Below are 9,316 nucleotides of genomic sequence, written 5' to 3' on the forward strand. Positions count from 1 at the left end.
AACATAAGGTTGCGATTTCAAGATGTTTTTTGCCAAGAGCTTTTCCGTGGACTACAGCGTTTCTTATATCATACGCTTCTTTGAGAGTTGTCTTGATTTTTTCTCTCTCTTTTGAGTTATTCCCGATTAACATTGAAACAGCGAGAGCAATAGGCGTTTTCTTTTCGCGAACCTTTCCCTCACCTTTAAATATTAATGCTTCGAAACTTATTACACAGTCTACAAGGGCATTTTCGTAAGGCTTGGACTCATACATTCTTGAGAAATAGCGTATAGGCAATGGCCATTTCTCTTCTCGTCCACCAAATTTTGATACTTCCTTGCAAAATGAAGCATATTCCTTTAGTTCCTTCTCGTTAAGTGTCAACAGCGCAAAAACAGGCTTCTTGGGAGTTTTCAAACTCGCCATAATTGGGATAACGGAGGCATGACGTGGTTCAACACCGAAATCATGAATGATGAATGGTCGCCCTTCAAACAAAGTGAAAGCAGCCTTATACCCAACTGCACCTTGCTTGAAGAGTCTCATTGAAAGCACTAAGTTCCGAAATTGATCAAGTGCCTTATCAGATGCCCTAGAGTTTGGACCGATTTTCTTCTCTAAGGTGTAACTAATTCTTTCAATATCAAGCCAATTGAGTGGATAGTCTTTGCTTCCTCTTTTTTCTTGGATTTCTTGAATTTCACTAGCAGTGATTTTTCTGATTACTATACCGTTTCTTAGATCAAATCGCCCTCGTGTCCTATAAAATGTGTGCGTTGTTTGGAAGTACAGCAAAGGCATTAGACAAAAAGCCTTTGGGATTTCACTCATGGCTATTCCTTCTTTTCTACGATCATATGGTTGTTATCTATATGCACTTTTTTAAGGATTTTTACGTTTCCTAAGTCTTTCAGTTTCCCCTTTTTTTTGTGTTGTTGAATGTTCAGTTTCGCGTTTGTTCTTCTAGGAAGTCCATAAAAATGACGGAATTTGCACAAAACACATTCGCCGTATAACCCTGAAAGGCAGTCATAATAACAAAATGGAAAGACTAAACGGCGAAATCAGAGACAGAGAAAAAGTCATGAGAGGATTAAAGAAAAAAGACACGCCAATCCTTGCTGGCTACCAAATCTTTCACAACTACATCAGAGAACATGAAGGGTTAGACGGTAAGACACCTTCAGAGGCTTGTGGTGTAACTGTTGAAAGAAAGAAAGAAAGAACAAGTGGAAGATTTTAATCCAAAACGCAAGTGTAAAGTAAGAAATTCTTATTTTGGAACAAGCCATGATTTCTTGCCGCATTTCGGACATTTTAGGTGATAAGCTACAGCATCTGTTGGTGGGTTTTTCCCTCTAAACCTTAGGGTAAATAGCAATCTAATTGATGACACCTCGAAGTGATGATTACATTCAGAACATTGAAACTTCATATTCTATTAAGAATAATGAGTTGTAAGATATTTTTCTTTCCTAATATACTCCGCAAAAGCCATCACCCGTTTGTTAACACCCTTCAACATCACCCTAAGACTTGACAGAACCTTAACACTTCACAATACCATTTTGTCAAACTATACTCCGCAAATGTGCCGATTGTTAATAGGCATACAAATGTGACGAAGAGTTAACAGAGCCTTAATTGGGGATTATTTGTTGGACCCTTTAGCGGTGTTCTGCTGGCTTTTGCTATCTCACGAGCTTATGACAGTTTTAAGAATTGGCGTGAAAAGCTTAAGCTTCTACAAAGTTTGAAAAGAGAGTTGAAAGATTGTTTGAATAGATTAGATGGAAAATTCCGTCTTGTTCCTACTGAAATGTGGCAGTCGGCCATAGCTTCTGGAAAAGTCATGTTGTTATCATCTGAACAATTAGAGAAGCTAGGACAAATATAGTCATAAAGAGGTTGAGAGTCTGACTCTATAACCTTGCATATTGTTGCATGACTTGGAATGAAGCCCTCATATTCGAAAGGGAGACCCTCTTCATTGGCACAATTAGAACAAGTTATTCGCACGGTTAGCGTTCTTTTTTTCTACGGTTTTCGTAGTATATGGTGACTAACCCTATTATTGTTAGGCAGATTAGACCGACTATGACCACAATCGTTACATCATCCATGTTATTTTTCACCTCTTTAAAGTCATTCTATCGAACTAAAAAATTTTTAACCTTGATACCATTTTGCATTTTTCTAACCTACGCATCATCCAATCAAATAGTTAAAGAAATGAGTAATAAGATTTATGAAATTCAAATTAGTTCTTTTGGTTCTGCTATTATCTTACCACATTCCCCACATTTAGTTACTTCTAATGGTTCATACATAGAAATAAGAACTTGAACTTTAGGTTCTGGGGAAGGTTGTTCTAGGAAAATATTGTTTACTGGAACTCTAACCAATAAAGGTCAAGATAAACTGCTATTCCTCTTCTTGGTTTATAGTAACGGAATAACTTACGGAAATCTTGAGTAGCTTTCATATAGCTTTCTCCATTGATAACCTTAGCTCGTTTCGCTAGGTATAAAAGAGCAATAGAAGGTGAACGGGACAATCCTAAATTACAATGTATCAAAACCTTACGTTCTGAAATGTGTTTTTCAATAAAATCAAGTGATGCCATAAACAATTGTGGTTTGAATAGAGGTGCTGGAGGATCAATCATATTTAAGAAAAGATGATTTCTAACTTCATAAGTAAGATAGTTCGGATGAGTTGGAGAAAGGTTGCCCTTGTAACCTACTGCTTTTTGATGACATGGTGACTTACAGGCATGAATTACTGCCCAATCGTCTCTGTCCTTAAAAAAGCATTCACCTTCTGATCCGATAAACAGATTGGGATATACTTCTAACATTTCAGATGTTTACCTCGTAGTATTTCTAAAGGAGTATTGAATATTTTCTAAACAGCTCTGCGAGGAGTTCTGGATAGACTATAGCACAGTACATCTTGCCAGAATCTTTGAGAATTTTGAAATGATGATACGCTGCTTGAATAGGGGGTTCCACTTTCTTATCTCTCTCACGACCGTAAATCAACACAAAACCATCAAATTTCCAATTTTGAGCTTTTGAAGTTTCAGATCTAATCATGTGTTCTGAGATGTCATCATTTCAACTTTTTATCTGGAAGCCTATCATCACTAAAAAATTTCACTACAATCTCAATATAGGCGTCAACATTTTGTTTTGCCATTTCCATCATTTTGTCAGAGATCATTAAAATCACCTCTCTGAAAAATGCACGTTTCAAAGACTAAAGGTTTGTCATGCACCCAGCAAGACTCCGTGCTTACTGGGGCAAGAATTCGGTTTTTTGAGTCAAGAATCTTTGATTTCTTTATGTAATTTCCAAAGATACAAGCTATGAGTTTTTGACAGCTTATTCCTTCTTTTCTTTCACTATTGCGCCTGCAGTAGCTATGATTTGATAATTGTCTTTTGTAACATTGACTTTTTCGTAAGTCCTGTCACATTTTTCGCAGTAACTCACCAACGTTGAATTAGTGTAGATTTTTGCATTGTGAACTTCAACTTCAAGTTTACCTCCACATTGAGGACAATATTTTATCGGGGGATAAATACGCCTTGTCAACCTAAATCACCTCTTTTCTATCTGCGCGCGCTAGGAGTTTTTAGAGCTTATTCCTGAGGGGCATGTTGGAGAGGGTCAATCCATACCTCCTAAGGAATGGTTTGCCATTAGTTCTCACATTTCCCGCAATTATTGCTTCTCTATCCTTTCGCATGTCATCTGTTCTGATAGGGAATTTCTCTTTAGGAAAATTGCGGCGAAAAGTGTTAAGCCCGTCTTTGCTCTCGAAAAATGCCAACCATCCGAAGTAAGGCATGCTCTTATTTATTTCATCAATCACTGGACACACCTGTCTTATTTTCATATTTATTTTTTTACGTGTATCTCTGTCAAGATTCATAGAGCGTCCAATACATAATGTACTCCTGTCGAAACCATACCAAAAATATAGTAGCGCCTGTCCAAGCCCTTGGTATATCCTTTTATAGTTGTAACTAGCGGTTTTTCCCCTCAAAAACTTAAATTCATACGCAAAGACTCTCTCACGACCTTCGACCACAACTAAATCTATTTCAGATTCAGTCCGTCTCCCACCAATATGTGTTAGTTTTGCATACCACCTAATCTGAGAATGGGAACTCATATGACGAGGATATATGTGGTCTTTCATAACTCTAGCTTGAAATTCATCTTCGTTAACTAGCGCCGTTTCTGCAACCCAAGTTTGCATGCATTATATAGGCTAAAAAGTTCTTCTATCGCGCGCGCATGAAAAAGAAGGAATAGGCTTTCTCAAATATTTTAACTTTAGCGCACTCGAAAGAGCGTGGGGTAACTGCACTCAACACATTTTAAAGGCTCATGGTAGAAGAAATAGGATAGAATAATGACAAGTAGGATTAGAAATGTGTTGAGAAGTGATATTGCTTCTGCGATCTTTCTCTTCTTCCATATTCCTAAACAAAGATAGAGTAACGAAAACTTAAAGCGTTAATTATGGATACTGATTAGGGCAGTGAAAGTTGATTTAGTTTACATAGAATGTGAGAATTATGGAAACAATTGTATGCCCCTACTGTCATGTGAATTCAACAATTGACTTAAGAACACACGCAGATGGTTTCAACATATATCAATGTGATAATTGCAGTGGGTTAATGCTACTTATAGAAAAGGGAAGAGAAGTCGTTGACCAATATCCCAAAAGAATCCCAATGGTGGACAAATCTGTTCCACCAGAAATTTCCCGAGATTATACGGAGGCGATAAAGTGTTTTAATGTAGGCGCAAATAGAGGCTGTGTGGTTATGTGCCGAAGGGCATTGCAGAGCAGTGTAATTGAAAGAGGAGCGAGGAAGGGCAGATTGGTTGACCAGATTGACGAGTTGTATGGTAACCAAATAATTACTAAAGACATTAGAGATTGGGCACATGAAATAAGACTAACGGGCAACATTGGGGCACATCCAGATGATGATGGACTCGAAGATATTCAACCAGATAATGCTGAGGAACTCTTGAAATTCATGGAAGAATACTTAAACTACGTCTATATAATGCCAGCGAAGGTAGCGGCAAAAAGAGCAAGAAAACACAAAGAGACAGAAGAGTGAGATTTTGGAGAGTAAGGCATTAGAAGAAATAGAGTTTGAGACACTAACTGAAATAAAATCATTAGAGAAAGATTATGAGGTCATTAAAAACTTTCTCAAAGGTGTAGAATTCGATTTATCCAAGATTCGAAATGTTCTGCAATCCTTTAAAGACAGAATGAGCAAAGTAAGGTCATTGATAATAGCGTTTTTTCAGATGCAAGGAAAGAATTTCGACTTTCAAACAAGGCCAATTTTAGACAGTATAGATATGGCTCTTGTTTTGATGGAAGTCAATCCTCAAATGAACCTGCAACAAACAAGAGGTATACTTCAGTTATCATTGTCACTGGCAAGTATCAAAATTGAAGATATAATGGCTTTTATCTCAACACTGAAAAAGACAACATTTTCTCAGAACGAATGAGGTTCGGAAAACATATAGAACCCGATATGGACGCGGAGAGAACGTGGGTTAAACACGCTATTGTTCACCTTCTTCTTTCTCTTCTTCCTTACGCGCCCAAAAAGTCGGGTTCGTCAAAGTGATGTAGCGGTCTTCAAGCTCAACAAGAGGCAAATTAGCTTTCAAGCAAAACTTGAAAAGCTCCCCCAGTGGCAACCCAACTTTCTCAGAGTTCGCCCAGTCCATTTCCGCGCTTGTAGCCTGAATAATCATAGGCAAAGCATTCCGCTTCAAGTGAATGAGAACACAGTCCTCGTCATCCACTGAAATCATGCGATCTCGCAAGTCAAAAACTTTTTTTGCTCTAAAACTGTTTTCTTGGTAACAAAGACATACGGATAATCTGAGGGGACAATAAATTCTCGCGCTTTTATGATGTGTTTGCGGTTGAACAGTTTAGGCAGCTTCACTTCTTCTTTCTCCTTCTCTTAGGCTTCGGCTTGCCAAAAATTAGTTTCTCCAACTCGTTAACCCTTCTCTGCAGGTCTTTAATGGCTGCCCTACGCTCTCTCTGATAGTCTCGCATATACTTTTTCTGCTTCTCTTTGTTCTTGTAAGGCATGAATCATCTGGCTAGGGTTTAGTAAACCCTTTTATATTAGCTTTTCCCTAAGGTAAGCAACGGGTTTTACTAAACCCGTAGGGTGCAACCAATGACAAAGCCAAAAACAAAACAAACCCAATTCAACGCTAGTAATACTCGGGTATACCCAGCTCGCACACATGGTTTTGGCGTGTATAAAGGTCGGCGTGTTGTGTGGTCGGTGAGGGTTGACGAAAAGCTGTTAAACCAAGCTAAACCCGTTTTAAGGGGTTGGTTTGGCTCGGATTGTCGCGGTGTCGAAACACTACTTGCTGGCTTAGTCGCAGCATCCAACGGACAGCAACTAGGCGGGGTATACCCCAGTAATACTGTTGAGATTGGTAAGCTGGTTATTGAGAGGAATTTGCGACCTAGACATAAGCTTGTGGTTGAGGAAGAGAAGGCCGTTGAGGTTACTAAGGTTGTTAAGAAGCGTAAGCGTGTGTATTTACCTGTTGACTATTCTAGGTATTCGCTTGAAGAGTTGAATCGTGATCTTGATTTTGCTAGGGCTAATAATGATGTCGTTGCTACTCAGTTCTTAGCGTTTGAGATTAAGAAGCGGTTGGGGAAGGTGGTTGCTCGTGGTTAGGTTGTTTTTCAATTCCGACTTTGGAGACAGCAGCAGAGCATTAGGCTGGTATGATAATGAGACAGATACGATAAATGTTAATCTCGAAGGAATCTTTGTTGGAATATGCCTAGAATTTTACGGGTTAATCCCTGAGCCACCTATAAGATTTCAACACCCTATTCAATTCCACGAATGTCTCGCTTTTACTATTGTTAAGACTATTAGCCATGAGTGGATTCATAAGATCCTCTACAAAGTTGAAGGCGAAGAATGTTCTCTAATGTATGACACTCTTCCGTCTTTTCGTGGTAGTTCATTAGAGCTAAATGTTTGGGGATTCTAGTCGTGGTTAGCGCGGTTGTTGGTGTTCCTAAGATTAACTATAACGGTTTCACAAGTTACCATTTAGCCAGATGGCCTATTCCGAGTAAGCATAAAGCCGTTGCTACGATTGACTTAGAGAGAAAGCTGGTGTTTCACAAGGCAGAGTTTTGTATTGACGCGGTTGTGAACAGTTGGAAGTATGATAAAGAGCTACAGTTCGTTACTTTAAGTCGTGTTCTCCCGGAAGTTGTGAACAGGGTAGATAAGGAAAAACGGTATTTCCGTTTAGAAAGCGGTTATATTCCCCTGTCCAGAGAAACGGCTAGTCGTTTTATTGATATTGGCTATAAGATTCTTGATATTCTTGATGCGACAGAGCCGCGTAGGACTACGGTTTCTAAGGTTGTTTCTGGTGAGACTAGGCTTGAGGAATTGATGTAAATGGAAATATTTGGGGTTAACCCAAAGCACACTCTCACACAAAATAGGGATACATGCTTACGCCGTAAGCATGAACCCTCGCTAAATGAGGATACATTAGCACACCGTGCTAATGAACCCTCATTCGAGCTATCATTGATCGCACCGATCAATGATGCCTCAATTCAAGAAGGTGACATAACATAAGTTTAAACAAACAAGTAAATAATTAAACAAAGAGGTAAAAGTTTAGACATGAGAGTTGTCTTGAAAGACGCTGACATCAGATTCATACTAGACTTACTGCGCAAAGAGAAGGAGAAGCACGACATAGAAACAGAAGACCTACGACAAGAGATCAATCTCTTAGAGGTGTGGATTAAGAGATGGCGTTGGCGACTCATCCATTGGAACTACTACGAGTTTGTAACAGGACTCGACTACATGAAAGCTCGCCTTTCTTATTTGAAATCTCAACAAAACTTCGGAAAAACATGGCAATACTCTGAGGCGTTAGACTATTTAACAGCTAGATATGAGTCTATGTTGCGCGGTAAGACAGGTAGACCGTTAGGGGTTCATAGTTATGGGCGAAAATATGTAGAGGCAGTGGTTGAAGAGAAAGTGTCCCATTAACATTAAACTCGTTAAACTCAGAGATATAAAATTAATTTATATTGTTATTATCTAAGAGAAAAATAGGCTTCCTTTTGAGTTGAATTGCTATGGAACATGGCTATTTAAGCTTTTGAACGAAACCTTAAATTAGTTCCAAAATAGTTTTGATATTGTTAAATTAAGCAAAGAACGTAGCTCGGATTTACATGGTAATTAGTCCCAAGGTTCGGCAGGCTGTAGAGTGTTATTCTGGAAAAAGAATGATCTACAAAGCTTTAGCCAAAAGAGTAGAATCTATAATTCGAGAAATATTAGAATCAGAAAAGATCAACTATCATAGCATTGTATATAGAGCCAAGTCTGTTGAAAGTTACCAGAAAAAGGCTACTATAGCTAAATATAGAGAACCTCGCTTGGAGATTATGGATATGGCTGGAATCAGAGTTATTACATATACTGACTCTGATGCAAAGAAAGTCTATGAAATAATAAAGGGTATTTTTGAGATTCAACCCGAACATAGTATTGATAAGAGTAAAGAACTGGGCATTGACAGAGTGGGCTATCGTTCTATCCATTGCATTGGAACTTTAGGGAAAGAAAGGTTGAGCCTGCCGGAAAATAAGATATTCAAAGACATGTGCTTTGAGGTACAAATCAGAACAATACTGCAACATGCATGGGCGGAATTTGAACATGATAGAAACTACAAGTTTAGAGGAGTTCTGCCAAATGGCATGAAGCGGAGATTTTCAATATTGGCTGGAAATCTGGAGCTCGTAGATAAAGAATTTGATTCACTATCCGAATCAATAGATGCTTATGCTATGGAGATCGGGAGAAAGACAGAATTGGGTGATTTAGATGTGGCTATTAATTCCACATCATTAACGGAATATATGAAATGGAAGTTCAAACCTTTGATTGATAAGAGACTAGTTATACCAGAACTTACAAGGGATGCAGAAACCATTAGTGAGATAAATAATATGGGGATTAAAACTCTTCAAGGGTTAGAACAGATAATACCAAAGGACTTCATTGAAATTAGAAATAACACCATTCCCGAAAACTCTGTAGGGTGGAGCAATTTTACTAGCTTAATTATTGATCTTCTTATTATTCATAATGCTGATGCATACTTCGAAAAAGCTTGGCAGATGCATTGGCACGGATTAGCTGAGTCGGATGTTAAACTATATACACATTATGGAGT

Annotated in this window: 15 protein-coding genes; 8 read left to right on the top strand and 7 right to left on the bottom strand. The window is 38.4% G+C overall.

Features of this window, described 5'->3' with window-relative positions; all coding sequences use genetic code 11:
• Nucleotides 1-814: HEPN domain-containing protein (locus OEX01_08660; GenBank protein MDH5449052.1), on the bottom strand; the 814-nt coding region annotated here is incomplete at its 3' end.
• 211 nt (nucleotides 815-1,025) lie between these two features.
• On the opposite strand from OEX01_08660, the gene OEX01_08665 reads away from it, so the two are divergent.
• The gene (locus tag OEX01_08665; protein ID MDH5449053.1) at nucleotides 1,026-1,226 is read left to right on the top strand and encodes a hypothetical protein; all 201 of its coding nucleotides are present in this window, start codon (nucleotides 1,026-1,028) and stop codon (nucleotides 1,224-1,226) included.
• A 1,143-nt stretch (nucleotides 1,227-2,369) separates the two neighbouring features.
• Here OEX01_08665 and OEX01_08670 read toward each other — a convergent pair.
• The 4 genes from OEX01_08670 to OEX01_08685 form a co-directional block, all read right to left on the bottom strand.
• Entirely contained in the window at nucleotides 2,370-2,843 is a 474-nt protein-coding gene (locus OEX01_08670; protein MDH5449054.1) for a dual specificity protein phosphatase family protein, read from the bottom strand.
• A 25-nt stretch (nucleotides 2,844-2,868) separates the two neighbouring features.
• Nucleotides 2,869-3,081, bottom strand: a complete 213-nt coding sequence (locus OEX01_08675) for a hypothetical protein (protein MDH5449055.1) — start codon at nucleotides 3,079-3,081, stop codon at nucleotides 2,869-2,871.
• Nucleotides 3,082-3,370: 289 nt separating this feature from the next.
• Complete coding sequence (locus OEX01_08680; protein MDH5449056.1) at nucleotides 3,371-3,583, bottom strand: hypothetical protein; 213 nt, start codon at nucleotides 3,581-3,583, stop codon at nucleotides 3,371-3,373.
• A gap of 40 nt (nucleotides 3,584-3,623) precedes the next feature.
• Nucleotides 3,624-4,193 carry a hypothetical protein gene (locus tag OEX01_08685; protein MDH5449057.1) on the bottom strand — a complete coding sequence of 190 codons (570 nt, stop codon included), beginning with the start codon at nucleotides 4,191-4,193 and terminating at the stop codon, nucleotides 3,624-3,626.
• A 382-nt stretch (nucleotides 4,194-4,575) separates the two neighbouring features.
• Here OEX01_08685 and OEX01_08690 point away from each other — a divergent pair, with 382 nt between their 5' ends.
• The gene (locus OEX01_08690; GenBank protein ID MDH5449058.1) at nucleotides 4,576-5,136 is read left to right on the top strand and encodes a DUF4145 domain-containing protein; all 561 of its coding nucleotides are present in this window, start codon (nucleotides 4,576-4,578) and stop codon (nucleotides 5,134-5,136) included.
• A gap of 4 nt (nucleotides 5,137-5,140) precedes the next feature.
• Nucleotides 5,141-5,542: a hypothetical protein gene (locus OEX01_08695; protein MDH5449059.1), complete on the top strand. Its 402-nt coding sequence runs from the start codon at nucleotides 5,141-5,143 to the stop codon at nucleotides 5,540-5,542.
• A gap of 57 nt (nucleotides 5,543-5,599) precedes the next feature.
• Here OEX01_08695 and OEX01_08700 read toward each other — a convergent pair whose 3' ends face one another.
• Nucleotides 5,600-5,854, bottom strand: coding sequence for a hypothetical protein (locus OEX01_08700; GenBank protein MDH5449060.1), 255 nt, complete (start codon nucleotides 5,852-5,854; stop codon nucleotides 5,600-5,602).
• Nucleotides 5,855-5,987: 133 nt separating this feature from the next.
• Nucleotides 5,988-6,143, bottom strand: a complete 156-nt coding sequence (locus tag OEX01_08705) for a hypothetical protein (protein ID MDH5449061.1) — start codon at nucleotides 6,141-6,143, stop codon at nucleotides 5,988-5,990.
• Between the two features lie 91 nt (nucleotides 6,144-6,234).
• Here OEX01_08705 and OEX01_08710 point away from each other — a divergent pair, with 91 nt between their 5' ends.
• The 5 genes from OEX01_08710 to OEX01_08730 all read left to right on the top strand — a co-directional run.
• Nucleotides 6,235-6,756, top strand: coding sequence for a hypothetical protein (locus tag OEX01_08710; protein ID MDH5449062.1), 522 nt, complete (start codon nucleotides 6,235-6,237; stop codon nucleotides 6,754-6,756).
• A complete protein-coding gene (locus OEX01_08715; protein ID MDH5449063.1) occupies nucleotides 6,749-7,081 on the top strand; it encodes a hypothetical protein in 333 nt (110 codons plus the stop codon). The genes OEX01_08710 and OEX01_08715 overlap by 8 nt, the downstream gene beginning before the upstream one ends.
• Nucleotides 7,069-7,503, top strand: a complete 435-nt coding sequence (locus tag OEX01_08720) for a hypothetical protein (protein ID MDH5449064.1) — start codon at nucleotides 7,069-7,071, stop codon at nucleotides 7,501-7,503. The genes OEX01_08715 and OEX01_08720 overlap by 13 nt, the downstream gene beginning before the upstream one ends.
• Nucleotides 7,504-7,737: 234 nt before the next feature.
• Nucleotides 7,738-8,118: a hypothetical protein gene (locus OEX01_08725; GenBank protein ID MDH5449065.1), complete on the top strand. Its 381-nt coding sequence runs from the start codon at nucleotides 7,738-7,740 to the stop codon at nucleotides 8,116-8,118.
• Between the two features lie 188 nt (nucleotides 8,119-8,306).
• Nucleotides 8,307-9,316: hypothetical protein (locus tag OEX01_08730; GenBank protein ID MDH5449066.1), on the top strand; the 1,010-nt coding region annotated here is incomplete at its 3' end.

Source organism: Candidatus Bathyarchaeota archaeon, from assembly GCA_029882535.1.
Lineage (GTDB): Archaea > Thermoproteota > Bathyarchaeia > Bathyarchaeales > SOJC01 > JAOUKM01.